Source organism: Pseudomonas frigoris, from assembly GCF_047758635.1.
GTDB lineage: Bacteria > Pseudomonadota > Gammaproteobacteria > Pseudomonadales > Pseudomonadaceae > Aquipseudomonas > Aquipseudomonas frigoris.
The window spans coordinates 4,628,146-4,654,144 of the sequence record NZ_CP180479.1 but is presented as its reverse complement, the minus strand read 5'-3'; the positions used below and the strand labels follow the sequence as shown (position 1 = coordinate 4,654,144).

The following is a 25,999-nucleotide window of genomic DNA, read 5'->3' as shown; positions in this document are numbered from 1 at the left end:
GCCACACACATGAATTTAGCTCAAGGGCATACGCGGGGCTGCGAACCAGAGCGTTCGGGCCGCCGGTACTGGAGAAAGAAAGCATGAGCAACTGGTTAGTAGACAAACTGATCCCTTCGATCATGCGTTCCGAGGTCAAGAAGAGCTCGGTGCCTGAAGGTCTGTGGCACAAATGCCCGTCTTGCGAGGCTGTGCTGTATCGTCCGGAGCTGGAAAAGACCCTGGACGTTTGCCCCAAGTGCAACCACCACATGCGTATCGGCGCACGCGCCCGTATCGACATCTTCCTCGACGCCGAAGGCCGTGCCGAACTGGGCGCGGACCTGGAGCCGGTTGACCGTCTGAAATTCCGCGACGGCAAGAAGTACAAGGATCGCCTGACCGCTGCGCAGAAGCAGACCGGCGAAAAAGACGCACTGATCTCCATGAGCGGCTCCCTGTTGGGCATGCCGGTAGTGGTGTCGGCCTTCGAATTCTCCTTTATGGGTGGTTCGATGGGCGCCATCGTTGGTGAGCGTTTTGTTCGCGCCGCCAACTACGCGCTGGAAAACCGTTGCCCGATGATCTGCTTCGCCGCTTCCGGCGGTGCACGGATGCAGGAAGCCCTGATCTCCCTGATGCAAATGGCCAAGACCTCTGCGGTGCTGGCGCGTCTGCGTGAAGAAGGCATTCCGTTCATCTCCGTGCTGACCGACCCGGTCTACGGCGGTGTTTCCGCTAGTCTGGCGATGCTTGGCGACGTGATTGTCGGTGAGCCGAAAGCCCTGATCGGCTTCGCTGGCCCGCGCGTCATTGAACAAACCGTGCGTGAAAAACTGCCGGAAGGCTTCCAGCGCAGCGAGTTCCTGCTGGAACACGGTGCGATCGACATGATCATTCACCGTCAGGAACTGCGTCCGCGTCTGGGCAATCTGCTGGCACAAATGATGGGCCTGCCGACGCCGAAATTCGTCGCCGCGCCAATCGAGCCAATCGTGGTTCCACCGGTGCCCGCCAACATATGATCGAACGTACCCTTGGCGAGTGGCTCGCCTACCTTGAGCAGTTGCACCCTTCGGCCATCGACATGGGCCTGGAGCGCTCGCAACAGGTAGCGTCCCGTATGGGACTGGGCAAACCGGCGCCTCGGGTGATCACGGTCACCGGCACCAACGGCAAAGGTTCTACCTGCGCATTCGTGGCTTCGTTGCTGCGAGCGCAGGGCCTGAACGTCGGTGTCTACAATTCTCCGCACCTGCTGCGTTACAACGAGCGGGTGCAGGTCAATGGCGTCGAAGCCACTGACGTCGAGCTGTGCGAAGCCTTTGCAGCGGTCGAGGCGGGCCGTGGCGACACATCCCTGACGTACTTCGAAATGGGCACCCTGGCGGCGTTCTGGCTGTTTCAGCACGCCAGTCTCGATGCGGTGGTGCTGGAAGTCGGGCTGGGCGGGCGTCTGGACACCGTCAATGTGGTCGATGCCGATATGGCGCTGGTCACCAGCATCGGTGTCGATCACGCGGATTATCTGGGTGATACCCGTGAATCCGTAGCGTTCGAGAAGGCCGGCATCTTCCGTCAGGGTGCGCCTGCGCTCTGTGGCGACCTGAATCCTCCACAACCTCTGCTGGATAAAGCGCGCGAGCTCAATTGCCCGTTTTTCCTGCGTGGGCGCGATTTTGACCTCGGCATCACCGATCAAAACTGGCAATGGCGCGGTCTTGACGCTCAAGGGCGAGTGGTCGAGCTGCACGATTTGCCGTTGCTCGATCTACCGATGGAAAACGCCGCGCTGGCGTTGCAGGCTTACCTGTTGCTCGGGTTGCCTTGGGTGGATGCACAAATTATTGCAGCGCTGAAAGCCACTCGGGTGGTCGGTCGCCTCGATCGCCGTCAGTTCGACTGGCAGGGCAAGAGCCTGAACCTGTTGCTGGACGTGGGGCATAACCCCCATGCGGCAGAGTATTTGGCTCGCCGCTTGGCCAGCCGTCCACCGGCCGGCAAGCGTCTGGCGGTGTTCGGACTGTTGGCGGACAAGGATCTGGATGGTGTTGTCGGTGAATTGAATGCTAGTGTCCAGCAATGGGCCGTTGCGCCGCTGGATTCACCGCGAGCACGCCCGGTTGCCGATTTGCACGCGGCGTTGCACAACCTTGGCGCCTCGGTAACGTCCTATGACAGCGTGGCCGCCGCCCTGGAAGGGCAGTGCGCGCTGGCGACGAGCGACGACGAGATTCTGTTGTTCGGATCATTTTATTGTGTCGCCGAGGCCCTTGAATGGCTGGCCCGGCGCTCCACGGAGGAAGCGGCAAATGGCATTGCTGGATAAGGCATACAAGCAGCGCATGGTTGGCGCCCTGGTTCTGGTGGCGCTGGCGGTGATTTTCCTGCCGATGCTGTTTTCCCGTCAGGATGAACAGCGTCAAGTGACGGTTGAAGCCCCGGCTGCGCCGCAAGCGTCTGCGGTGCCGCAAGTTCAGGTCGAACCGGTGGTGGTGCCTGAGCCGCAAGCGCTACCTCAGGAGCCCGTGCCGAGTGATGATGAAATCGCTCAGCAAGAAGCACCGATCACGCCGATTGCCCCAAGTGCCCCGGTTGCGCCTGCACCTGCCGCCAAACCGGTCGCGCCAGCACCTGCGCCGGTCAACAAACCAACGGTTGCACCTAGCCAGCCCATCACGGCTGCACCGGGCAAGCCGGACACGACTCAAAGCCGCGTCGATGCCAATGGCCTGTCGGTCAGCTGGTCGGTGCAACTGGCCAGCCTGTCGAGCCGTGCAAGTGCAGAAAGCCTGCAGAAATCCCTGCGCAGCCAGGGCTACAACGCCTACATTCGTACTGCCGACGGCAAGAATCGGGTGTTTGTCGGACCGCTGATCGAACGTGCAGAAGCCGATCGTCTGCGTGACTTGTTGGGTCGCCAGCAGAACCTCAAGGGTTTTGTGGTGCGTTTCCAGCCTGAGCGTGGTTAAAACTATCGACCCGATTTGAAATGCACTGACAATCGCAGCTTACCGATAGCCATGCGCTCTGCTAAAATGCGCCGCCTTATCCGTCTGTAGGCTGCACTGTGCCATTTACCTGGGTTGACTGGGCGATCGTTGCAATCGTCGCCATCTCCGCTTTGATCAGTCTGAGCCGCGGCTTCGTCAAAGAAGCACTGTCGCTGGTGACCTGGATCATCGCAGGAGTCGTCGCCTGGATGTTCGGTGGTTCATTGTCCGAGTACCTCGCCGGATACATCCAAACGCCGTCGGCCCGTGTGATCACGGGCTGTGCCATCATGTTTGTCGCCACGTTAATCGTAGGCGCAATGATCAATTATCTTATCGGCGAATTGGTTCGCGTCACCGGGCTATCCGGGACCGATCGATTCCTCGGCATGGCCTTCGGCGCCGCGCGTGGCGTGTTGCTGGTGGTCGTGGCGGTCGGGCTGTTGAGCCTGGGGCCGGTACAGCAGGACGGGTGGTGGCAAGAGTCACAGCTCGTGCCAAAATTTCTATTGGTCGCAGATTGGTCCAAAAACCTGATTCTCGGGTGGAGCAGTCAGTGGCTTGCCAGCGGTATCAGCGTACCCGCTGAGATACCGTTCAAGGAGCACCTCTTGCCGATGGTCAAAACGCCTCAGTGAGTTGTGTTCAGTTCAGATCCATTAAGTAGGGGTTGCGTCGCATGTGTGGCATCGTCGGTATCGTCGGTAAGTCGAACGTCAATCAGGCGCTGTATGACGCGCTAACCGTCCTCCAGCACCGCGGCCAGGACGCTGCCGGTATCGTGACCAGCCATGATGGCCGGTTATTCCTGCGCAAGGACAATGGCCTGGTGCGTGACGTGTTCCATCAACGTCACATGCAGCGCCTGGTCGGTCACATGGGTATTGGCCATGTGCGTTACCCGACCGCGGGCAGTTCGACCTCGGCCGAAGCCCAACCGTTTTACGTCAACTCGCCTTACGGCATCACCCTGGCGCACAACGGTAACCTGACCAACGTTGAACAGCTGGCCAAGGAGATTTACGAATCTGACCTGCGCCACGTCAACACCAATTCCGATTCGGAAGTGCTGCTCAACGTGTTCGCTCACGAACTGGCCCAGCGCGGCAAGTTGCAGCCCACCGAAGAAGACGTGTTCGCCGCTGTTACTGACGTGCACAACCGTTGCGTCGGTGGTTACGCGGTCGTGGCGATGGTGACCGGTTACGGCATCGTCGGTTTCCGTGATCCGCACGGCATCCGCCCGATCGTCTTCGGTCAGCGTCACACCGACGAAGGCGTCGAGTACATGATCGCTTCCGAAAGCGTCTCTCTGGACGTGCTCGGTTTCACCCTGATTCGCGATCTGGCACCGGGCGAAGCGGTCTACATCACTGAAGACGGCAAGCTGCACACCCGTCAGTGTGCGACCAACCCGTCCCTGACCCCGTGCATCTTCGAACACGTGTACCTGGCGCGTCCGGACTCGATCATCGACGGCGTGTCGGTCTATAAAGCACGCCTGCGCATGGGCGAAAAACTCGCCGAGAAGATTCTGCGCGAGCGTCCAGAACACGACATCGACGTGGTCATCCCGATTCCGGACACCAGCCGCACCGCGGCCCTGGAGCTGGCGAACCACTTGGGCGTCAAGTTCCGCGAAGGCTTCGTGAAGAACCGCTACATCGGCCGGACCTTCATCATGCCGGGCCAGGCTGCACGGAAAAAATCCGTACGCCAGAAGCTCAACGCCATCGAGCTGGAATTCTGCGGCAAGAACGTGATGCTGGTGGACGACTCCATCGTTCGCGGCACCACCTGCAAGCAGATCATCCAGATGGCCCGCGAAGCCGGCGCCAAAAACGTTTATTTCTGCTCCGCGGCACCGGCCGTTCGCTACCCGAACGTCTACGGCATCGACATGCCGAGCGCGCACGAGCTGATCGCGCACAACCGTTCGACCCAGGACGTGGCTGATCTGATCGGCGCCGACTGGTTGATCTATCAGGACCTGCCTGACTTGATCGAAGCGGTCGGTGGCGGCAAGATCAAGATCGAGAAGTTCGATTGCGCGGTGTTCGACGGCCAGTACGTCACCGGCGACGTCGACGAGGCTTACCTGAACAAGATCGAGCAGGCACGTAATGATGCCTCCAAGGTCAAGACGCAGGCAGTCAGTGCGATCATTGATCTGTATAACAACTGAGTAACTACCGGCCCCTTGGGGCCGGTTTTGTATCTACTAAAAGAATTCTTATTTATAAAAAACGGGGCAAGGAGTGACAGCATGAGTCAGGATTGGGATGCCGGTCGGCTGGACAGCGACCTCGAAGGCGTAGCGTTCGACACCCTGGCCGTACGCGCCGGTCAGCACCGCACGCCGGAAGGCGAACACGGTGATCCGATGTTCTTCACTTCCAGCTACGTCTTCCGTACCGCCGCCGATGCGGCGGCACGCTTTGCCGGTGAAGTGCCGGGCAACGTTTACTCGCGCTACACCAACCCGACCGTGCGCGCGTTCGAAGAGCGCATTGCCGCGCTGGAAAGCGCCGAGCAAGCCGTGGCCACGGCGACCGGCATGGCCGCGATCATGGCGGTGGTGATGAGCCTGTGCAGCGCCGGCGATCACGTGCTGGTGTCGCGCAGCGTATTCGGTTCGACCATCAGTCTGTTCGAGAAGTACTTCAAACGCTTTGGCATTGAAGTCGATTACGTGCCTTTGGCGGACTTGTCCGGCTGGGATGCGGCGATCAAGGCCAACACCAAGTTGCTGTTCGTCGAATCGCCGTCCAACCCGTTGGCCGAGCTGGTGGACATCGCCGAACTGTCGAAAATCGCTCACGCCAAAGGCGCGATGCTGGTGGTCGACAACTGCTTCTGCACTCCGGCGTTGCAGCAACCGCTGAAGATGGGCGCGGACATCGTCGTGCACTCGGCGACCAAGTTCATCGACGGCCAGGGCCGTTGCATGGGCGGTGTTGTGGCCGGTCGCAGCGAGCAGATGAAAGAAGTCGTCGGTTTCCTGCGGACTGCCGGGCCGACCCTGAGCCCGTTCAATGCCTGGATCTTCCTCAAGGGCCTGGAAACCTTGAGCCTGCGCATGAAGGCTCACTGCGCCAATGCCCAGCAACTGGCCGAATGGCTGGAGCAGCAGGAAGGCATCGAGAAAGTCCATTACGCCGGTCTCAAAAGCCATCCGCAGCACGAGTTGGCCCTGCGTCAGCAGAAAGGCTTTGGAGCGGTCGTGAGTTTCGAGGTCAAGGGCGGCAAAGAGGGCGCCTGGCGCTTTATCGACGCGACCCGTTTGATTTCCATCACCGCCAACCTCGGTGACAGCAAAACCACCATTACGCACCCGAGCACCACCTCTCACGGCCGTCTGGCGCCGCAAGAGCGTGAAGCAGCGGGCATTCGTGACAGTCTGATCCGCATCGCGGTCGGTCTGGAAGACGTGGCTGACCTGCAAGCCGATCTGGCGCGCGGGTTGGCTGCCTTGTGATCGAGTTGTCCGCGCCAGGCACTGGCACCAACGGCCGCGTTGCACTGGTCACGGGTGCTGCGCGGGGCATTGGTCTGGGGATCTCGGCCTGGCTGATCAGCGAAGGCTGGCAAGTGGTGCTGACTGATCTTGATCGGGTGCGCGGTTCGAAAGTGGCGAAGGTGCTCGGCGACAACGCCTGGTTCATCGCCATGGACGTCTCGAACGAAGGGCAGGTGGCGTTGGGCGTCGCCGAGGTGCTGGGGCAGTTCGGGCGTCTGGATGCGCTGGTGTGCAACGCGGCGGTTGCCGATCCGCACAACATCACCCTTGAAAGCCTTGATCTGGCGTACTGGAATCGGGTGCTGGCAGTGAATCTCAGCGGGCCGATGCTGTTGGCCAAGCACTGTGCGCCGTACCTGCGCGCTCACAGCGGCGCAATCGTCAACCTGGCCTCGACCCGCGCCGGGCAGTCGGAGCCCGACACCGAGGCTTATGCGGCGAGCAAGGGCGGCCTGTTGGCCCTGACTCATGCCTTGGCCATCAGCCTCGGGCCGGAAATTCGCGTCAATGCGGTCAGCCCCGGCTGGATCGATACGCGGGATCCTTCCGCACGTCGTGCCGAACCGTTGACCGATGCCGATCATGCCCAGCACCCGGCGGGCAGGGTAGGGACGGTCGAGGACGTGGCGGCGATGGTCGCCTGGCTGTTGTCGAAGAACGCCGGTTTTGTCACGGGCCAGGAGTTCGTGGTCGATGGCGGCATGACCAAGAAGATGATTTACAGCGAGTAATAGGGTGGGGCGCTGTCTCCAGCATTGATGTTGAATGTGCCGCCGTCTTCGCGAGCAAGTCGAATCGTCGCACCGCCGCTCCCACAGTTGATTTTCGTCGAGCACAGAACTGATGCTCACTGCAGAACCCTTGTGGGAGCGGGCTTGCTCGCGAAAGCGGTCTGACAGCGTAAGACACGATTTTGTTTTTTTCAGAAAAACTTCAAGCGGGGTATTGACTTAGCTTCGGTACCTGCGTAAATTTCGCGGCCTCGGAGATGCAAACGGGTGATTAGCTCAGCTGGGAGAGCGTCTGCCTTACAAGCAGAATGTCGGCGGTTCGATCCCGTCATCACCCACCACTTCCGAGAGTCTTGCGAAAGCAAGATGGAAGCTTTTAAAAGCCTCCACCGACGCGCAGCGGTAGTTCAGTCGGTTAGAATACCGGCCTGTCACGCCGGGGGTCGCGGGTTCGAGTCCCGTCCGCTGCGCCATATTTTCCGAGTCAGGTTTATTCTGGTTCGAGATTGAAAGCCTCGAAGCTTTCAGTCAGACGAGTTACTTGGACGCAAGTCCAAAGCGATACGCAGCGGTAGTTCAGTCGGTTAGAATACCGGCCTGTCACGCCGGGGGTCGCGGGTTCGAGTCCCGTCCGCTGCGCCATATCTGCCTCAAGGCCCACTGAACGCCTTGGAGCTACGAAGAAAGCTGCTGGTAAAGCCAGTGTCTACTTCGAGTCGATAGCAAAGACCCTGGTCGAAAGACCGGGGTTTTTTGTGTCTGCGATTTGGCTTTCTCTCCTGCTCCCCGCAACCATGGGTATTCGCATCTGCCGGCCAAATGCGGCCGTGTGTCGAATTCTTACTCCTCTCGACGATTTCCCTTAATAACGCTTAGCCCCGATTAACCGGTGGCTGCGTGGCAGAAACACCTGTCTTTCATTCGCGTATTCAAGGTTTTCCTGAGGGCAAAACGCACAAAGCGCTTGGTTTGAAGTCTCAACACTAATTAGAATGAGTCGCATTTAAAATATTTCTTCGCGCAGGGTTCCTTTAGATGAGTGATGCAGCGATGCCGGCGGCGCAAACTTTCCACGACCTGTACCGCGACCATCGTGGCTGGCTCGAAAGCTGGTTGAGGCGACGCATGAGCAATGGCCATGATGCGGCGGACTTGAGCCAGGATACGTTCGTGCGTTTACTCGCCAGCTCCCAGCACATCGCTGACCTGCAAGAACCCCGCGCCTATCTGGCGACAGTCGGCAAGCGGCTGCTGACCAACTTCTATAAGCGCCGCAGCCTGGAGCAGGCCTACCTCAGTGCGCTGGCGCTGCTGCCCGAGGACTGCGTGCCATCCCCCGAGCAACGTTGGTTGCTGCTGGAAACCCTGCAAGCCCTGGATGAATTGCTCGATGGATTGCCGACCGCGGTGCGACGGGCGTTTCTCTGGAGCCAGTTGGAAGGCTTGGGTTATCACGAAATTGCCGAACGCCTGCAAGTCTCGGAGCGCACGATCAAGCGCTACATGGCGCAAGCCTATGAGCATTGCTTGCTGGTGGATTTGTGATCGGTTCGGCGCCTTCGGCTGAAGCCCGGCAAGTCGTGCGGGCTGCCGCTCAATGGCTGGCGCTCATGGAATCAGGCGCCGCCAATGAACGCGATCGTGCCAATCTGCAGCACTGGCGTGACAGTCATCCCAGCCACGAACAGGCCTGGCAGAAAGCCCAACTCTTGCGCCAACGCTTTGCCGACCTGCCGTCAGCACTGGCTATGGCCAGCCTGGATCGGCCGCAGACGAGTCGGCGCACGGTGCTCAAGCGCGCCGTCGGGGCAGTGGCGCTGGTGCCAACCGCTTGGCTGATCAGTCGGCAGCTACCTCTGGATGTCTGGCGCGCTGCCCTGCGAACCGCGACCGGGGAGGGCAAAAAGGTCCAGTTGGCCGATGGCAGCTCGCTGCAATTGAACACCGCGAGTGCCGTCGATATCGACCTGAAGAACCGCCGGCTAAGACTCGTGGAAGGCGAATTAGCGCTGAATGTGCCCGGCACATCGCCACTGACGATCCAGACGCACTTCGGGCAAGTGGTCGTCAGTCAGAGCGAAGTGTGCGTTCGTCAGGGGCAGACGGGGTGCAAGGTGTCAGTGCTTAAAGGTGCGGTGCAGTTGCAGCCTTTGCGCGGGCCGGTCTTTTCATTGCGCGCGGGCCAGCAAGTCAGCCTTCAGGCGATGGGCGCGGGCGCCGTAGAGCCTTTCGATGTGCTTGCCCCAGGCTGGCGCGACGGCGTGTTGATGGCACAGAACCAGCCCCTGGGCGATTTTCTGCGCGAACTCAGCACCTATCGTCCAGGATTGTTGCGCTGGGAACCGCAACTCGAATCCCTGCGCGTCACCGGCAGTTTCCGTCTGGAAGACACCGATCGCATCCTGACGTTGCTGGCGGCCAGCCTGCCGCTGGAGGTGCATAGGCGAACCCGCTACTGGGTCACGTTACTGCCGCGCAAAAATAGTGTCTGAGGCCTGTCCCCTTTTTTCGCGTCGCTTGTCATTCAAGGCAAGTGAAACGAAATCAGAGAGATTCTCAATGCCCGTAGTGATGCCCTGCAGTACGCGTCTGGGTTCTTCCAGGCTGCGCCCGTTGTTGCACTTGAGTCTGTTGCTGAGTCTGAGTGCCTGTCCGTTGTTCATCACTGCCGGTTGGGCCGAAGACGCGCCTCGACGCAGTTACCAGGTGCCGGCAGGAAGCCTCAGCGCAGCGCTGACCCGTTTCGCCGGGCTGGCCGGGGTCAATCTGTCAGTGGACCCGGCACTGGTGGGCAGTCGCACCAGCCCTGGACTTTCCGGCGAGTACGCGGTGGAGGAGGGCTTTGCCCGACTGTTGCAGGGTTCAGGTCTGCAACTGCAGCCGGTAGGTGAAGAGGCGTACATCCTGACCCCGGCGCCAGAAGGCGGCAGCCTGCAACTGGGCGCCACCTCGATTCTCGGTGCCATTGACTCGGAGCACGGCGATCCGTATGCCGGCGGCCAGGTCGCGCGCCGTGGTTCACAGGGCCTGCTGGGCTCGAAAGACTTTATGGAAACGCCGTTCAGCATGACCACCTACACCAGCGAGGTGGTCAAAAACCAGCAGGCGCGTACCTTGGGTGACCTGATTGCCAACGATCCTTCGGTTCGCGCCACCAACCCGGCGGGTGGGCGCTATGAGCAGTTCACCATTCGAGGGTTGAGCCTGTTCAATAGTGATGTTGCCTACAACGGTCTCTACGGCGTCCTGCCGACCTATACGATCGACATGGAGATGGCCGACCGCGTCGACGTCCTCAAAGGCCCGAGCCAGCTCATCAACGGCATCTCGCCGCGGGGCAGCGTGGGTGGCGGGATCAACGTGGTGCCCAAGCGCGCGACCGACAAGCCCATCACTTCGTTCACCGGCAGCTACGCGTCCGACAACCAGGTCGGCGGTGCCGTGGATGTCGGCCGGCGCTTCGGTGAAGACAATAAGTTTGGCCTTCGTTTCAACGGCGTGAAGCAATCCGGCGACACCGAATGGGATCACCAGAATGTCGACCGTGAGATGGCCGTGCTAGGCCTGGATTTTCGCGGTGATCGTCTGCGGCTTTCGACGGACATCGGGCGCACCGAACGTGATACCGACGCCCCGCAGGAGCGCGTACAGGTTGGCCCTAACGCGCAGGTTCCGCATGCCAGCGATGTGCGCCACAACTATGCGCAGCCCTGGAGCAAGGCGAGTACCAACGACACTTTCGGCACGGTGAATGCTGAATACGATGTCAACGATTCCGTCATGCTGTACGGCGGTGTGGGCGCGCGCAAAAGTAACCATGACTTCCTCCGACATGCCGTTTCGGTTACCAACAACGCTGGAAATTTCAGTGTTCTACCCCGTGACTTCACCCGTGACGAAAATGTCCGGACGGCTACGGCGGGGGTGCGCAACTGGTTCCATACCGGCCCGGTGAGCCATGAAGTCAACCTGGCCGCCAGCTATTTCTACATGGACTTTGAAAACGGCGGCGCCCGTTATGCTGCAGCCAACAGCAACCTCTACAACCCCGTGGTAACACCAACGCCTGTCCGGCCCACGCGACAGGATTCGAAGGTCTACACCGAAAACCGCTCCACCGGTGTGGCGCTGTCCGACACCCTGGGTTTCTTCGATGACCGGCTGCTGCTGACCCTCGGCGCCCGCTGGCAGCGCGTGAAGGTTGACGACTGGACCGATAACGTCAGGGGCGACACCGCCTACGATGAGGAAAAGGTTTCTCCGTCGGGCGGCATCCTGTTCAAGGCCACCGATAAGTTGTCGCTGTATGCCAACTACATGGAAGGCCTGAGCCAGGGCAAGATCGCACCGTCGACCTCGGTGAACGAGGACGAGATCTTCCCGCCATTCATCAGCCGCCAGGTCGAGGTCGGTGCCAAGTATGACGCCGGTGCGTTCGCCGTCACCGCCGCCGTGTTCCGGATCAAGCAGCCGGCTTACGAGACCAATGCCACGACGCGTGTCTTCGGCCCGAACGGCAAGCGTGAGAACACGGGTGTGGAACTGAGCGTGTTCGGTGAACCGCTCGATGGTTTCCGTCTGCTCGGCGGTGTCATGTACATCGACAGCGAATTGAGTAACACCACCAATGGCACCTTCGACGGCAACCGGGCACCGGCCACGCCGAAATACAACGTCAACCTGGGCGCCGAGTGGGACGTGCCGACTGTACAGGGCCTGACCTTGACCAGCCGCGGCATTTATTCCAGCTCGCAGTACCTGGACCAGTCCAACAACAAGGAAATCGACTCCTGGGAGCGTTTCGATGTGGGCGCACGCTATGCGTTCAAGGTCGAGGAAAAGAACATCACCCTGCGTGCCAATGTCGAGAACGTGGCGGACAAGCGCTACTGGAGTTCGGCCGGGGCCTCGGATGACAGCGAGCCTGGCTTGACGCTGTCGACCCCGCGCACCTACCTCCTTTCGGCGACCGTTGACTTCTGATCCACCCGTGTCGTGCGCCTCAGGGATCGGGGCGCCATCGTTGAACCATGACCTGATTCGTATAGAGGAAGGACATATGCACCCCCTCAGTTAATGAACATTCAAGACACTTGCGTATAAGTCGCTATCTGTCGGTAGCCTATACCGAAGTTGTCAGTTGCGTTAAAAGATCATGGCTAGATCATGGTACTTCCGGAGTTCATACCAGGTTTATTAACTTGGTTTTTTGCGTGTCTGATGGTTTTTAAAGTAGTTCAATTCGCTATATGTAAATTTCCAAATCGATTGTAAGAATTAGTTGCAACAACTTGTTAATGAGAATAAGTTGCATATCGAATTTAACGAGGGTGAAGCGATGTTGAATGATGGCGTATTGCACTCTAATCCTTTGCAAAAAACCAATGCCGACTATTTGGCTCGACAAAGCAAGTTCGAATCTAATGTCCGTAGTTATCCACGCAAGTTGCCGCTGGCCATCGCCAAGGCGCACGGGCTCTGGGTGACCGATGTTGAGGGCAATAGTTACCTCGACTGCCTGGCTGGCGCCGGTACTTTGGCCCTGGGGCACAATCATCCGGCCGTCATGGCCAGCCTCGACAGCTTCCTCGCCTCAGGTCTGCCGATGCACACCCTGGACTTGACCACCGCGGTCAAGGACGCTTTCAGCGAAACCTTGCTCAGCCTGTTGCCGAACCAGGGCCGTGATTACTGCCTGCAATTTTGCGGGCCGTCCGGGGCGGATGCGGTGGAGGCCGCGCTGAAACTGGCCAAGACCTACACCGGGCGCAACAACATCATCAGTTTCTCCGGGGCCTACCATGGCATGACCCACGGCGCCCTGGCCCTGACCGGCAACACCGCGCCGAAAAATGCCATCGCCAGCCTGATGCCCGGGGTGCAGTTCATGCCGTACCCCCACGAATACCGTTGCCCGCTGGGCATTGGCGGTGAGGCCGGGGTCGAGGCCTTGACCCATTACTTCACCCAGTTCATCGAAGACGTCGAAAGCGGCGTGTCACTGCCGGCGGCGGTGATCCTTGAAGCGGTGCAGGGTGAGGGCGGGGTCAACTGTGCTCCGGCGAGCTGGCTGCGGGCGATCCGCGAGGTGACGCGCAAGCACGGCATTCTGCTGATCCTCGACGAAGTGCAGACCGGTTTCGCCCGCACCGGCAAGATGTTTGCCTTCGAACACGCCGACATCGAGCCGGACCTGATCGTCATGTCCAAGGCGGTCGGTGGCGGTTTGCCCATGGCAGTGCTGGGCATCCGTCGTGAATTCGACGCCTGGGAGCCAGGCAATCACGCCGGCACCTTCCGCGGCAACCAGATGGCCATGGCCGCCGGGCTGGCCACGTTGCAGGTGCTGCAGCAACAAAACCTCGCCGCCCAGGCCGAGCGCCAGGGCCAGTGGCTCAAGGACCGACTGGTCGAGTTGCAGGCGCATTATCCGGCCCTCGGCCAGGTGCGCGGTCGCGGCCTGATGCTGGGCATCGAGATCGTCGACGAGCGCCAGCCGGCGGATCGTCACGGACATTTCCCGATGGATCCGGCGTTGGCCGTGGCCATCCAGCAACAGTGCTTCAAACAAGGCCTGTTGCTGGAACGCGGCGGGCGTAAGGGCAATGTCATCCGCTTGTTGCCGCCATTGATTATCGACGATGAACAATGCCAGCAAGTGATCCAGCGTTTTGATAACGCGATGGCTGCCGCTTTATTGCAATTGCGCCCTTGAATGAATCAATTGAAGTTGCGTTAGCGGTTCGCCGGATTGCAGCACTGATGACAGTGCTGCAAGTAACTTTGATGGTCGTCTGATTGTTTAAGCAGGTTCAGTGAAGTGATGTCGTTACGTGGGGTTTCGTCGGCCGTTAAACAGGTCGATCAGCAACTAATTTATTCGCCATATAACGTGTCCAGTGGCCTCGCGGGCTACTGTGGAGCACCCATGAATCATCCAGATCGCAGTGTTTTATCGAATATGGTCAGTGAGTTGGCGACGACGCGTGCGTTGCTTAATTGTTTGATTAAAGAGTTCGCCTTACCGGAAAACTGCCTCAGTTACAGTTGGCCGACGCAGATGCAAGGTATCGCCCCGGGCAGTTACCTCGAGGGCCTGGAATGGAAGGGCATTCCGCTGACCATCAAGCTGCCCAACCAGCAGCAGTTCTTTGTAATGGTGGACCGCCGTGATGGTCTCGGCAGTCACCGTTACCTGTCGGACGTTTATGCCCGGCGTGGCGAAGGCGACTGGTCGTGCCTGAGGTTTACCGAGTTCGTCGAGCAGTTGCTCACGGCGTGCGAACACATGACCCGCGCCAGCAACGACGAGTTGCTGGATCAGGTGTTGCAAAGCCAGTTGCTGACCGCGGCCATCGTCGGCCACAACATGGACGGTCAGCACCCGGCACCGCTCAGCGGTTATCTCGCCAGCGAGCAGGGCTTGTGGTTCGGTCATCCGAACCACCCGGCACCCAAGGCGCGCCTGTGGCCAGCTCATCTGGCCCAGGAAACCTATGCCCCGGAATTCCAGGCCCGCACGCCGTTGCACTTGTTCGAGGTGCCGCTGGAAGGATTGAGCGTCGGGGCCAACGGCCTGAGCAAAGCCCAAGTGCTGGCCGGTTTTGCCGATCAAGCGCAGGCGCGGCCGGGGCACGCCGTTATCTGCATGCACCCGGTTCAGGCTCAGCTGTTCATGCAGGATGGCCGGGTTCAGCGTTTGTTGAAATCCGCGGCCATCGTCGATCTTGGCGCCACAGGGCTGATGGCCAACCCCACGGCGTCCATCCGAACCTGGTACATCGAGGGCCATGAGTTCTTCATCAAGGGCTCGCTGAACGTGCGCATCACCAACTGCGTCAGGAAAAACGCCTGGTACGAACTGGAAAGCGCACTGATGATCGACCGAGTCTTTCGTAACCTCCAACTGACCCGGCGCGAAACCCTTGGCGGGCTTTCGGTGGTGGCCGAGCCGGGCAATCTGAGCTGGGCGCCGCAACAGGCCAGCGAAGCCGATAACCACTGGTTCCGCGAACAGACCGGGGCGATCCTGCGGGAGAACTTCTGCCTCGACACCGGCACCGACTGCAGCATCATGGCCGGTACGTTGTTCGCTCGTGGTCTGCATTTACCGCCGTTGGTGCATGAGTTCCTGAGCCGGTTCAACGGCAATGACATCGATGATCAAACGCTGTTGAGCTGGTTCGACCACTATCAGGCGCTGCTGCTACGGCCGGTGCTGGCGCTGTTCTTCAATCACGGCATCGTGATGGAGCCGCACTTGCAGAACAGCGTGCTGGTGCATGACAACGGTCGTCCACAACGCTTGCTCCTGCGGGATTTCGAAGGGGTCAAACTGACCGACGAACTGGGTGCTTCCCGGATCGACGCAGATGTTCATCCACGGGTGCGTGAGTCGCTGCTTTATTCCCGCCTGCAAGGCTGGAACCGCATCGTCTATTGCCTGTTCGTCAACAACTTGTCCGAGGCTGTGCTGGCCCTGAGCTGGGAGCGTCCGCACCTGGCGCCGCTGATGTGGCAACGGGTGGAGCAGCAATTGATCAGCATCCGCGCCGAATTGACCCGTGCTGCGCCGGAGTTGGACGCACTGATTGCCGGTCAGCCGATTGCCTGCAAAACCAACCTGAAAGTCCGTCTGGCAGCCAAGGCTGATCGCCAGGCCAGCTACGTCAGTCTGGTGTCCCCGTGGGGCAAGGAGGCCAAACATGGATAAGCTGCCCGCAGCGGTCGTGGCCGCTATCGACGAAGCCCGCGCGCAACACGAAGACCCGCTGGCGCTGTTCATCTATGACCTGGACGCGCTGAAACAGCACGTGACACAGGTGATGGCGGCGCTTCCCGAAGGCGTAGAGCTTTACTACGCGATCAAGGCTAACAGCGAACCGCAAATCCTTGCCGCCGTGGCGCCGTTGGTGCACGGGTTCGAGATTTCCTCCGGCGGCGAGATCGATCGTCTCCAGGCCTGCCCGACGCGCAAGCCGTTCATCTTCTCCGGCCCCGGCAAACTGGACTCCGATCTGCGTTCGGCGCTGCAACATCAGGTCGAAGCGATTCATATCGAAAGCCTGAATGAAATCGTCCGCCTGCAACGGCTGGCACTGGAAGCGGGGCGTGTGCAAGACGTCTTGCTGCGGATCAACCCCGAACTGCCTTCGCCGCTCTCCAGCAAACTGGCGATGGCCGGCACGGCCACGCCGTTCGGGATCGATGAGTCGGAACTGGCTCAGGCGGTCAGTTGGGTCGATAACGCCAGCCACCTGCGGCTCAAGGGTTTCCATGTGCATGCGATGTCCCATCAGTCGCTGGTGGAGCGCCATGAACAATTGCTCGATCTGTACCTGCAGCGCTGGCCGCAATGGAAGGCGTTGTCGGCCGATCCTGCTGCGATCACTCACCTCAATGTGGGCGGTGGCATCGGCGTTAATTACCTTGGGCCGCAGCAATTCGATTGGCAGCGTTTGTGTACGCATTTGGGGCAAAGCCTGGCAGCCTGTGCCGATGCGCCCATCGTGCGTTTTGAGCCCGGTCGTTTCATCAGCGCCTTCTGCGGCTACTACGCCATTGAAGTGCTGGACAAGAAAACCAGTCACGGCAAGCACTTCCTGGTCTGTCGGGGCGGTACCCATCAGTTCCGTTTGCCGGTTGCCCAGGGACATGATCACCCGATCATTCATCTGCCCCGGCATCGCGTAACGCCAACGGTGACACAACAGAACTGGACCGTCGTGGGGCAGCTCTGCACGCCCAAGGATGTGCTGAGCCGCGATTGCCCGCTGACTGGCGTCGAAGTCGGCGACATGCTGGTGCTGCCCCTGGCCGGTGCCTATGGCTACAACATCTCCCATGCCGACTTCCTCTGTCATCCGCGACCACCGCAGGTGTTCCTGCACGATGCCGGAGTCGCCCCGTGGGATTGACGTTTGCCGTGCCGCGCTGGTTGGTGGTGGTCAATGTGTTGTTGGGCACGCTGACGGTCAGCCTGAACAACAGCTCGCTGAATCCGGCGTTGCCGGCATTCATGGAGGCCTTTCAGATCGGTCCGCTGTTGGCCACCTGGATTGTTGCTGCGTTCATGGTGAGCATGGGCATGACCATGCCACTCACCAGTTTTCTCAGCCAGCGGGTGGGGCGCAAATCCCTGTATTTGTGGGGCGTGGCGTTGTTTGTCTGCGGTTCGCTGCTGGGAGCGCTGGCCAACTCCATCGCGCTGGTGATTGCCGCGCGCGTGGTGCAAGGGATCGCCAGCGGGCTGATGATTCCGCTGTCGCTGGCGATCATTTTTTCGGTGTACGCCAAGGGCGAGCGGGGCAGGGTTACCGGCCTGTGGGGCGCGGCGGTCATGCTGGCGCCGGCATTGGGGCCCTTGTGCGGGAGCCTGATGCTGGAGTGGTTCAGTTGGCGCTCGCTGTTCCTGATGAATGTGCCGATTGGCCTGCTGGCGCTGATCCTGGGCGTCGGCGTTTTGCCGGCTTCTGAAGCATCGGAACGCAAACCTTTCGACCTGGCGGGTTACTTGCTGATCGCGACGGGCATCGGTCTGTTGATGATTGCCGTTGGCCGTCTGCGCCATGCCGAAGCCCTCACTGATCCGCTCAACCTTGGCATGCTGCTGGCGGCCATTCTGTGTCTGGTTGCGTTTGTACGACTGGAACTGAACCGAACCGCGCCGTTGCTCAACCTGCGCATCTTTGCCCTGCGCGGTTATCGCTTGAGCGTGATCATCGCGGTGGTGCAGTCGGTCGGCATGTTCGAATGCCTGGTGCTGCTGCCGCTGCTGGTGCAAGTGGTGATGGGCTACAGCGCTATCTGGACCGGCCTGTCCCTGCTGTGCACGGCGATGTTCGCCAGCCTGTTCGGGCATCTCGGCGGTAAGTGGCTGGACCGACACGGCCCTCGCGGGGTGGTGCTCTGGGGGCTGCTACTGACCGGGGGCGCCACCCTGGGATTGGGCATGCTGGGGGCTGGCGCTTCAATCGGTGTGGTGTTTTTTCTGATGATGGTCCGCGGCGCCGGGCTGGGCCTGTCCTATATCCCCATCACCACCGCCGGGCTTGATGCGCTGCCTGAACCGATGGTCACTCAAGGCGCGGCGATGAACAACATTTCCCGTCGTCTCGTCTCGTCGCTGGCCATCGTGATTGCCTCGCTCTGGCTGGAGTTTCGCCTGGCCGCCGATTCGGCGGGCGGCATTGTTTCGGTGGCGACCCCAGGGGCGATCAGCGAGGTCTTCTTGGCCACCGGCATCCTCATCCTGCTGGCATTGCCCTGTGCCTGGCGTTTTCCCGTTCACGCATCCAACGAGCCGGCCGAGGCACTGCCCTCAGCCCTCGAACACCGTTAATTCTTTCACGGACAAGGTTATGACTATGGCGACTTCTTCACAGGCAACACATCAGGCTGCGGATTCTGCGCCAGGCGTCTGGCTGGCGACGGCCGATCCGCGCCACTATCAGCAAGTGGAACAGCGCGTGGTGGGCCAACTGCTGCAAACGCTGCTGTATGAAAACGTCCTGCCGTATCACCATTCGCCGCTCGATGGCGGCCAGCACCGTTTTGTCGTCAGCGGCTTCGATGCGCAGCAACAACCGGTGGAGTACCACTGCAGCGGATTGCTCAGCGCCAGCTTCGAGCTGATTCGCCTCGACTATGCCAGTCTCGAACGCGTTGACGCGTTGGGCGCACGCAGTCGGCCGCATCTTCATCAAGCATTGGCGGAGCTGCTGAGCGAACTTCAGGACAGCCCGCACCTGCCACGCTTCACCCATGAACTGGAGCAAACCCTGCTCAAGGATCTGCAATCGCGCAGTCAGGGTTATCAAGCGGCCAAGCCAACCCATCAATTGGATGTGGATGCGCTGGAACAGCACTTCATGGACGCCCACAGCTATCACCCTTGCTACAAATCGCGCATCGGCTTCTCGCTCAAGAACAACGCCAGTTACGGACCGGAATTTGCCGCGCCCATCGCCATTGTCTGGTTGGCGGTTGCGAAAACTTGCGGGGCAATGAACATCTCGCAGCACCTGGATTACGACGGATTTATCCAGCAGGAATTCGGGCTTCAACGCTGGCAGCAACTCGCTGAGAACCTCACCGACCAAGGCAAGGCGATGGGCGATTACTGGCTGATGCCGGTGCACCCGTGGCAGTGGGAAAACATCATCGTTCCCGTGTTCTACCCAGAACTGGTCAGCGGTGAAGTGATCTATCTGGGCACTACGGATGACCGTTATCAGGCGCAACAGTCGATCCGCACCCTGGCCAACGTCACTGAGAAAAAGCGGCCTTACGTCAAGCTCGCACTGAGCATGACCAACACCTCCAGCACGCGAATTCTGGCCCGGCATACGGTGATGAACGGCCCGATCATCACCGACTGGTTGCAGCAGTTGATCGGCAGCGACAGCACTGCCCGTGACCTTGGCTTTGTGATTCTCGGCGAAGTCGTCGGCGTCAGCTTTGACTACGATCACCTGCCCGCCACGCGGATGTCCCAGGCCTACGGCACGATGGGCACCCTGTGGCGCGAGAGCATTCACCAGTACCTGCAAGATGATGAGCAGGCGGTGCCGTTCAATGGTCTGAGTTCCGTGGACAATCGCTACGGATCAGGTGAGCAGACCCCGTTCATCGACGCCTGGATCGCTCAATACGGCCTCCACGCCTGGACCCGTCAACTGTTGCAGGTGGCGGTGTCGCCGATCATTCACATGCTGTACGCCGAAGGCATCGGCATGGAATCCCATGGGCAGAACATCGTCCTGATCGTGAGGCAGGGCTGGCCGCAACGTATTGCCCTGAAAGACTTCCATGACGGCGTGCGCTATTCACCGCAGCACTTGGGGCGCCCCGAGCTGTGTCCGACGCTGGTGCCGCTGCCCGCCAGCCACGCCAAGCTCAACCGCAATTCGTTCATCCTCACCGACGACCTGGATGCGGTCCGGGATTTTTCCTGTGATTCGTTCTTTTTCATCGCCCTGGCCGAGATGGCGATCTTCCTGCATCAGCACTATCAGCTCGAAGAGGCCCTGGTTTGGAAAATGACCGCTGAGGTGATCACCGCCTACCAGGCCGAACATCCGCAACACCGTTCGCGTTATGCAGCGTTTGATGTTTTCGCGCCGTTCTATGAAGTGGAAGAGCTGACCAAGCGCCGCCTGCTGGGCGACGGCGAACGTCGTTTCAAATCGGTTCCCAATCCGCTGCACGCCTTCCGGCCGCAATCATGCTGAGGACCAATCTGCTCAAGCAGAAGCTCAGAACAGGTGAGCCGGTCTACGGCCTGATCAGCTCGATTCCGTCGCCAGCGGCCATCGAACTGATCGCCGAGGCCGGTTTCGATTTTGTGATCATCGATATGGAACACGTGCTGATCAACCCCGAGACCGTGGAGAACATGATTCGCACCGCCGAGAGTTACGCGCTGACCCCGCTGGTGCGGGTGGCGGACCTCAACCCGAAAACCCTGCTGCGCCTGCTCGATGGCGGCGCCCAGGGCATTGTCTTGCCGATGATCGAAGGCCCCGAGCCCTTGGCCGAAAGCATTCGAGCCTGCAAATACCACCCGCAGGGCACGCGCAGCCTGAATGCCGGTCGCCCCGGCGCTTTTGGCAAACACAGCCTGGCGGAGTACGTCGCGCTGGCCAACGAACAAATCATGGTCGTGGCGATGATCGAGAGTGCCGAAGGTGTGCGACGCGCGGCGGAAATTGCCAGCGTGCCCGGCCTCGACATGATCCTCGAAGGGGCCGCCGACTTATCGCAATCGATGGGCATGCCCTGGCAGATCGACCGGCCCGAGGTGCAGCAAGCGCTACTCTCCAGCTGGCAAACGGCGAGTGCCGCGGGTGTGCCGTATTGCGCGATTCCACGTCAGCCGGGCGACCACGAACGGTGGTTGAGCCGGGGCGTTAAAAGTTTTGTTTTGGGTGACGAGCGTGGCATCGCTTTTCGTGCCCTCCAGGCCAAATTGGCCGCCACTTCAGCAGAAGGAAAATAATCGGATGAACTTCACCACAATGGCCGCCGACAAGGTGATGCAGGATCTGGTCGATTGTTTGCTGGCCGAACATTTTTTCGGGACCGAGCCGCTGAATCTGGTGACGCCCTCGTCATCGGCCGATCAGCCGTTTACCGGGTTGAGCGCCGGGCAACGGATCTGGGAATGGTCCACTGAGCCGCAGGGTTGCATCGTCATTGCCCTGCGTCCCGGCATTACCCAGCAATGGGAGAAAGTACCGGGGACGCCGGTTTGGGCGCGACAGAATGACCAACTGTCCGCGCTGTCACCCGAGGCCTTCACGACCCAGGTGTTGGCAGGGATGACCGATCGCTACCCGGACAATGAAAAAGGCTTCGCCCTGTTTCTGGATGTGCTGCGCACCAGCGTCCGGCAAACCGAGTTGTCCCTGGCCCATCGGGTTGACAGCGAACGCTTGCTGGAAAAAAGCAACGCGGACTTTTTCCTGGCGATGGAGCAGTGGGCTTCGCTGCGTGATCGTCCCTACCACCCGCTGGCCAAAGCCAAGCAGGGTTTGAGCGAAACCGAATATCAGCAGTATCAGGCGGAATTTGCCCGTCCGGTGGCGCTCAATTGGGTCGCGGTCGATCGCACGTTGCTGCAATGCGGCGACGGTGTGACGGACCTGGCGCAGAGTTATCCCGCCCATTACCTGTTGCCGCCGCTGTTGCAGGCCAACTTGCAACAAGAGCTGCAGCAGCGGGGCATTGCCCAGAGCCACATTGCGCTGCCGGTGCATCCGTGGCAGTTCGAACACGTGCTGGAGGCGCAACTCGGCGACGCTTTCGCCAAGGGTGACTGCCATCGACTGGACTTCACCGACGGTGATTTTTTCGCCACCTCGTCGTTGCGCTCGATGACCCCGTGCTTCAACAGCGCCGATTACCTCAAGTTGCCGATGGCGATCTATTCGCTGGGTGCCTCGCGTTACCTGCCTGCGGTGAAAATGATCAACGGCGGCTTGAGCGAAGCGCTGCTGCGCCAGGCACTGGGCCAGGATGAAACGCTGCAACAATCCCTGCACCTGTGCGATGAAACCAAATGGTGGGCATTCATGCCGCCGGACGCGACACTGTTCGACGAAGCACCACGGCATCTGTCGGCCATGGTTCGCGGCTATCCACCCAAGTTGCTGGAAGATCCGGACACCCGACTGGTGCCCATGGCTGCCCTCGGCACGCCGTTGCCGGGCAGCAATCAGCACTTCTTCGATGACTGGATGGCCTACCGCGAACTGCCGACCAACGCTGCGTCGGTGATGACCCTGTTCCGCGAGCTGTGCCACAGTTTCTTCGATATCAACCTGCGGATGTTCCGCATCGGCATGCTCGGTGAAATTCACGGGCAGAACGCAGTGCTGGTGTGGAAGGCCGGTTACGCCCAGGGCCTGCTGTTGCGCGATCACGATTCGTTGCGCATCTTCGTGCCGTGGCTGGAACGCAACGGTCTGGCTGATCCGGCTTACCGGCTGAAGAAGGGGCACGCCAACACGCTGTACCACGAGCGCCCTGAAGACCTGCTGTTCTGGCTGCAGACCCTGGGTATTCAGGTCAACTTCCGCGCCATCATCGATACGCTGGCTGAGGTCTACGCATTGCCGGCGACCCAGTTGTGGACGGCGATGGGCGAAGTGCTCAACGAGTTGATCGACACCATCGAGTTTGACGCCGAGGCGCGGATCATGATCAAGCACCAGTTGTTCGAAGCGCCACATTGGCCGCAGAAATTGCTGCTCACCCCAATGATCGAACGCGCGGGTGGCCCTGGCAGCATGCCGTTTGGCAAAGGGCAGGTGGTCAATCCGTTTCACAGGCTCGATCGGAATGCCTGAACCGCGACGTCATCCCTCCAGGCGCACGCTGTTGCGTCTGTCCCTGGGCGCGCTCGCCCTCAGGTTGTCCACGCCGGCGTGGGCCGAGGCCGACGCCGCGCCGTTGCGGGTGATCACCCTGTTTCAGGGCGCCACCGACAGCGCCGTGGTGTTGGGCGTGACACCGTGTGGCGTGGTTGATTCCTGGAGCGAAAAACCGACCTACCGCTATTTGCGCACGGCACTGGACCAGGTGCCCCATGTCGGGCTGGAGACTCAGCCCAGCCTTGAAGACATCGCGCTGCTCAAGCCGGACTTGATTGTTGCCTCGCGCTTTCGCCACGAACGCATTGCACCGTTACTCAAGCAGATCGCCCCGGTGCTGATGCTGGAGGAAGTGTTTGAATTCAAAAAGACCCTGGCGCTGATGGGCGCCGCTTTACACCAGCAACAAAGGGCCGACGAGATTCTGAACCGATGGCAGCAGCGCGTGGCACATCTGTGTGAGCAACTGCAGCAGACATTTGCCGGACGCTGGCCACCCACGGTGTCGATTCTGGATATCCGCGAAGACCACATCCGCAGTTACCTGCCAGCGAGTTTTCCGGGCTCCGTGCTCACCGAACTGGGATTCAATTGGAGTGACAGCAGCCGGGAGGCAAGCGGGGTGTCGATCAAGCTCACCAGCAAGGAAAGCCTTGCCGTGGTGAATGCCGACATCTTTTTTGTGTTCCTGCGCGCGCAGAACGCGGCGGTGCAGCGCAACTACGAGAGCCTGGTGCAACACCCGCTGTGGAAGCAGATGCGTGCCCCGCAGCAAGGACAGGTGTGGCAAGTCGATGGTGTCGCCTGGAGTCTGTCGGGCGGGATGTTGGGGGCGAACCTGATGCTTGACGACGTGGCCCGCGTGGCCGCCGCGCAGGTGGCCTCATGAGCTCGGGAGTCAAGCTGTGCAGTGCGGGTGTCGTGTTGCTGCTGTGCTGCGTGTTGAGCCTGGCGGTCGGTGCGACCTGGATTCCACTGCCACAGATTGCCGCGGCGTTTGTCCATCCCGACCCGCTGAGTATGAGTCATGTGCTGGTGACCACCACGCGTCTGTCGCGCACCCTGATGGCGATTTCCGTAGGCGCCAGCCTGGCGGTCGCGGGCGCCCTGATGCAGGCACTGACCCGCAATCCGTTGGCGTCACCCGGGTTGTTCGGGATCAACGCCGGTGCGACCTTTTTTATCATCCTGTTTTCCTCGATCTTCTCGCTGTCATCCCCGGATGCCTGGTTATGGTCGGCGTTCATTGGCGCTGCCGTGGCGGGTTGTCTGGTATGGCTGATCGGCAACATGGGGCAAGGCAGTCTCAGCCCGCTGCGCATCGTGCTGGCGGGCGCGGCGATCGCCGCGTTGTTCTCTGCTTTCAGCCAGGCGCTGCTGGTGGTGAATCAGGATGGACTGGACACGGTGCTGTTCTGGATGGCCGGTTCGTTGACTGAACGCAACCTGTCGAGCGCCGCTCCCTTGTTGCTGACTGATGTGTTCGGGTTGTCGGGGGCGCTGTTGCTGGCCGGGCAGGTCAACGTGCTGAACGCCGGGGAAGAGATTGCCACGGGGCTGGGGCAGCGAACCGGCCTGATCCGGCTGCTGATGAGCGTGCTGGTGATCTGTCTCGCGGGAAGCGCGGTGGCGTTGGCCGGCAGCATTGGTTTTATCGGTCTTTTGGTGCCGCACATGGTGCGCAAGGGTTTGTCCATCGACCATCGCTGGTTGCTGCCCGGTTGTGCGCTGCTCGGCGCCATTCTCCTGCTGTTGGCGGATACGTTGTCGCGGGTTTTGATCCTGCCTCAGGAGGTGCCGGTGGGGGTGATGACGGCGCTGTTCGGCGCGCCGTTTTTCATCATGTTGGCCCGGCGTGGAGGTCGTTATGGATAGGGTGGTGACCTGGCGCCGAGGCGGGTATTCCCGGCGGGTCAACCTTTCCACGTGGTTGCGGTTGGCGGCGGCGCTGGTGCTGACGGTGCTGGTGATGCTCGGCTCGTTGTCGCTGGGGAAAGTCATCCTCTCGCCCCTCGAGGTGATGCGAATCCTGTTTTCCAGTCAGGACGCCAGCCTGACGTTGATCGTCGAGCAACTGCGTTTTCCACGCATTGTGTTGGCGGCGCTGGTTGGCGCTGCGTTGTCGGTGTCCGGGTTGATCCTGCAAAGCATCATCCGCAACCCGCTGGCATCGCCGGACCTGCTCGGCATCACCAGCGGTGCCAGCGCCGCCGCCGTGCTTTACCTGTCGTTCTTGTCCGCGACGCTGGGCCAACAGTTTCTGCCCCTGGCCGCAATGCTCGGTGCGGCTCTGGCAACATTGGCCATTTATCTGCTGGCCTGGAAGCAGGGGACCTCACCGCTGCGACTGGTGCTGATCGGCGTGGGCGTCTCGGCGATGTTGACGGCCGCGACCACCTTCATTCTGGTGTTCAGTCCGCTGACCACCACTCTGTCGGCCTACGTTTGGCTGACCGGCAGCGTGTACGGCGCCAGTTGGCCTGAACCGTTGGCGCTTGCGAGCTGGTTGTTGGGCATTTGTCCGCTGCTGGTGCTGCTGGCCCGTCAGGTGATGGTGCAACAGTTGGATGACAACCTGGCCCAGGGCATCGGCGTGCGCGTGCAATGGCTGCGGGCCGGTTTGCTGCTGGTGAGTGTGGCGTTGGCCGGTGCGGCCATTGCCTGGGGTGGGGCGATCGCGTTTGTCGGGCTGATTGCTCCGCATATTGGCAAACGCCTGGTGGCCCCTGGTTTCGCTGGGCAGGCCGTGATGGCGGCCCTGATTGGCGCAAATCTGGTGATGCTGGCGGACCTGGTCGGGCGCACGCTGTTCTTGCCCCTGGATTTGCCGGCGGGGATCTTTGTCGCGGTGCTGGGCACACCCTTTTTTCTCTATTTATTGATTAAACAGCGTCATTAAGG

General features: G+C 60.5%; 20 protein-coding genes and 3 tRNA genes. All 23 read left to right on the top strand.

Features of this window, described 5'->3' with window-relative positions:
- Positions 1-83 precede the first annotated feature (83 nt).
- Entirely contained in the window at positions 84-1,004 is a 921-nt protein-coding gene (gene accD / locus ACMXYH_RS21355; protein ID WP_033061847.1) for an acetyl-CoA carboxylase, carboxyltransferase subunit beta, read from the top strand.
- Positions 1,001-2,308 (top strand): bifunctional tetrahydrofolate synthase/dihydrofolate synthase, encoded by a 1,308-nt coding sequence (folC, locus tag ACMXYH_RS21350; RefSeq protein ID WP_415764842.1) that lies wholly within the window; start codon positions 1,001-1,003, stop codon positions 2,306-2,308. The genes accD and folC overlap by 4 nt, the downstream gene beginning before the upstream one ends.
- The gene (locus ACMXYH_RS21345) at positions 2,292-2,951 is read left to right on the top strand and encodes an SPOR domain-containing protein (protein WP_415764841.1); all 660 of its coding nucleotides are present in this window, start codon (positions 2,292-2,294) and stop codon (positions 2,949-2,951) included. The genes folC and ACMXYH_RS21345 overlap by 17 nt, the downstream gene beginning before the upstream one ends.
- A gap of 98 nt (positions 2,952-3,049) precedes the next feature.
- Positions 3,050-3,610: a CvpA family protein gene (locus tag ACMXYH_RS21340; protein ID WP_129443026.1), complete on the top strand. Its 561-nt coding sequence runs from the start codon at positions 3,050-3,052 to the stop codon at positions 3,608-3,610.
- Positions 3,611-3,651: 41 nt separating this feature from the next.
- Positions 3,652-5,157 (top strand): amidophosphoribosyltransferase, encoded by a 1,506-nt coding sequence (gene purF / locus ACMXYH_RS21335; RefSeq protein ID WP_415764840.1) that lies wholly within the window; start codon positions 3,652-3,654, stop codon positions 5,155-5,157.
- 81 nt (positions 5,158-5,238) lie between these two features.
- A complete protein-coding gene (locus ACMXYH_RS21330) occupies positions 5,239-6,450 on the top strand; it encodes an O-succinylhomoserine sulfhydrylase (protein WP_046047729.1) in 1,212 nt (403 codons plus the stop codon).
- On the top strand, positions 6,447-7,223 hold the full coding sequence (locus ACMXYH_RS21325; protein ID WP_415764839.1) for an SDR family oxidoreductase: 777 nt from the start codon (positions 6,447-6,449) through the stop codon (positions 7,221-7,223). Before ACMXYH_RS21330 ends, ACMXYH_RS21325 begins: the two co-directional genes overlap by 4 nt.
- 265 nt (positions 7,224-7,488) lie before the next feature.
- Positions 7,489-7,564: transfer RNA gene (locus tag ACMXYH_RS21320), tRNA-Val, on the top strand.
- A 55-nt stretch (positions 7,565-7,619) separates the two neighbouring features.
- Positions 7,620-7,696: transfer RNA gene (locus ACMXYH_RS21315), tRNA-Asp, on the top strand.
- 92 nt (positions 7,697-7,788) lie between these two features.
- Positions 7,789-7,865, top strand: a tRNA-Asp gene (locus ACMXYH_RS21310).
- 393 nt (positions 7,866-8,258) lie between these two features.
- The gene (locus ACMXYH_RS21305) at positions 8,259-8,768 is read left to right on the top strand and encodes a sigma-70 family RNA polymerase sigma factor (protein WP_415759965.1); all 510 of its coding nucleotides are present in this window, start codon (positions 8,259-8,261) and stop codon (positions 8,766-8,768) included.
- Positions 8,765-9,715 (top strand): FecR domain-containing protein, encoded by a 951-nt coding sequence (locus ACMXYH_RS21300; RefSeq protein ID WP_415764838.1) that lies wholly within the window; start codon positions 8,765-8,767, stop codon positions 9,713-9,715. Before ACMXYH_RS21305 ends, ACMXYH_RS21300 begins: the two co-directional genes overlap by 4 nt.
- Before the next feature lie 67 nt (positions 9,716-9,782).
- On the top strand, positions 9,783-12,206 hold the full coding sequence (locus ACMXYH_RS21295) for a TonB-dependent siderophore receptor (protein ID WP_415764837.1): 2,424 nt from the start codon (positions 9,783-9,785) through the stop codon (positions 12,204-12,206).
- Positions 12,207-12,561: 355 nt separating this feature from the next.
- Entirely contained in the window at positions 12,562-13,938 is a 1,377-nt protein-coding gene (locus ACMXYH_RS21290) for a diaminobutyrate--2-oxoglutarate transaminase (protein WP_415767733.1), read from the top strand.
- Positions 13,939-14,151: 213 nt separating this feature from the next.
- Positions 14,152-15,936, top strand: a complete 1,785-nt coding sequence (locus ACMXYH_RS21285) for an IucA/IucC family protein (RefSeq protein ID WP_415764836.1) — start codon at positions 14,152-14,154, stop codon at positions 15,934-15,936.
- Complete coding sequence (locus ACMXYH_RS21280) at positions 15,929-17,140, top strand: type III PLP-dependent enzyme (RefSeq protein ID WP_415764835.1); 1,212 nt, start codon at positions 15,929-15,931, stop codon at positions 17,138-17,140. The genes ACMXYH_RS21285 and ACMXYH_RS21280 overlap by 8 nt, the downstream gene beginning before the upstream one ends.
- On the top strand, positions 17,137-18,564 hold the full coding sequence (locus ACMXYH_RS21275) for a DHA2 family efflux MFS transporter permease subunit (protein WP_415767732.1): 1,428 nt from the start codon (positions 17,137-17,139) through the stop codon (positions 18,562-18,564). The genes ACMXYH_RS21280 and ACMXYH_RS21275 overlap by 4 nt, the downstream gene beginning before the upstream one ends.
- 19 nt (positions 18,565-18,583) lie before the next feature.
- Positions 18,584-20,455, top strand: a complete 1,872-nt coding sequence (locus ACMXYH_RS21270; RefSeq protein ID WP_415764834.1) for an IucA/IucC family protein — start codon at positions 18,584-18,586, stop codon at positions 20,453-20,455.
- Positions 20,449-21,222, top strand: coding sequence for an HpcH/HpaI aldolase family protein (locus ACMXYH_RS21265; RefSeq protein ID WP_415764833.1), 774 nt, complete (start codon positions 20,449-20,451; stop codon positions 21,220-21,222). The genes ACMXYH_RS21270 and ACMXYH_RS21265 overlap by 7 nt, the downstream gene beginning before the upstream one ends.
- A gap of 4 nt (positions 21,223-21,226) precedes the next feature.
- Positions 21,227-23,074 (top strand): IucA/IucC family protein, encoded by a 1,848-nt coding sequence (locus ACMXYH_RS21260; protein ID WP_415764832.1) that lies wholly within the window; start codon positions 21,227-21,229, stop codon positions 23,072-23,074.
- Entirely contained in the window at positions 23,067-23,987 is a 921-nt protein-coding gene (locus ACMXYH_RS21255) for an ABC transporter substrate-binding protein (RefSeq protein WP_415764830.1), read from the top strand. Before ACMXYH_RS21260 ends, ACMXYH_RS21255 begins: the two co-directional genes overlap by 8 nt.
- A complete protein-coding gene (locus tag ACMXYH_RS21250) occupies positions 23,984-24,973 on the top strand; it encodes a FecCD family ABC transporter permease (RefSeq protein ID WP_415764829.1) in 990 nt (329 codons plus the stop codon). The genes ACMXYH_RS21255 and ACMXYH_RS21250 overlap by 4 nt, the downstream gene beginning before the upstream one ends.
- Positions 24,966-25,997: a FecCD family ABC transporter permease gene (locus ACMXYH_RS21245; protein ID WP_415764828.1), complete on the top strand. Its 1,032-nt coding sequence runs from the start codon at positions 24,966-24,968 to the stop codon at positions 25,995-25,997. Before ACMXYH_RS21250 ends, ACMXYH_RS21245 begins: the two co-directional genes overlap by 8 nt.
- The last annotated feature ends 2 nt before the right edge of the window (positions 25,998-25,999 follow it).

Bases quoted from the DNA above. Each gene is read 5' to 3' on its own strand.
- ACMXYH_RS21260 (WP_415764832.1), top strand. From the start codon at position 21,227: ATGAACTTCACCACAATGGCCGCCGACAAGGTGATGCAGGATCTGGTC.
- folC (WP_415764842.1), top strand. From the start codon at position 1,001: ATGATCGAACGTACCCTTGGCGAGTGGCTCGCCTACCTTGAGCAGTTG.
- ACMXYH_RS21245 (WP_415764828.1), top strand. From the start codon at position 24,966: ATGGATAGGGTGGTGACCTGGCGCCGAGGCGGGTATTCCCGGCGGGTC.
- ACMXYH_RS21250 (WP_415764829.1), top strand. From the start codon at position 23,984: ATGAGCTCGGGAGTCAAGCTGTGCAGTGCGGGTGTCGTGTTGCTGCTG.
- ACMXYH_RS21290 (WP_415767733.1), top strand. From the start codon at position 12,562: ATGTTGAATGATGGCGTATTGCACTCTAATCCTTTGCAAAAAACCAAT.
- ACMXYH_RS21295 (WP_415764837.1), top strand. From the start codon at position 9,783: ATGCCCGTAGTGATGCCCTGCAGTACGCGTCTGGGTTCTTCCAGGCTG.
- ACMXYH_RS21280 (WP_415764835.1), top strand. From the start codon at position 15,929: ATGGATAAGCTGCCCGCAGCGGTCGTGGCCGCTATCGACGAAGCCCGC.
- ACMXYH_RS21255 (WP_415764830.1), top strand. From the start codon at position 23,067: ATGCCTGAACCGCGACGTCATCCCTCCAGGCGCACGCTGTTGCGTCTG.
- ACMXYH_RS21270 (WP_415764834.1), top strand. From the start codon at position 18,584: ATGACTATGGCGACTTCTTCACAGGCAACACATCAGGCTGCGGATTCT.
- purF (WP_415764840.1), top strand. From the start codon at position 3,652: ATGTGTGGCATCGTCGGTATCGTCGGTAAGTCGAACGTCAATCAGGCG.
- accD (WP_033061847.1), top strand. From the start codon at position 84: ATGAGCAACTGGTTAGTAGACAAACTGATCCCTTCGATCATGCGTTCC.
- ACMXYH_RS21330 (WP_046047729.1), top strand. From the start codon at position 5,239: ATGAGTCAGGATTGGGATGCCGGTCGGCTGGACAGCGACCTCGAAGGC.
- ACMXYH_RS21265 (WP_415764833.1), top strand. From the start codon at position 20,449: ATGCTGAGGACCAATCTGCTCAAGCAGAAGCTCAGAACAGGTGAGCCG.
- ACMXYH_RS21305 (WP_415759965.1), top strand. From the start codon at position 8,259: ATGAGTGATGCAGCGATGCCGGCGGCGCAAACTTTCCACGACCTGTAC.
- ACMXYH_RS21285 (WP_415764836.1), top strand. From the start codon at position 14,152: ATGAATCATCCAGATCGCAGTGTTTTATCGAATATGGTCAGTGAGTTG.
- ACMXYH_RS21345 (WP_415764841.1), top strand. From the start codon at position 2,292: ATGGCATTGCTGGATAAGGCATACAAGCAGCGCATGGTTGGCGCCCTG.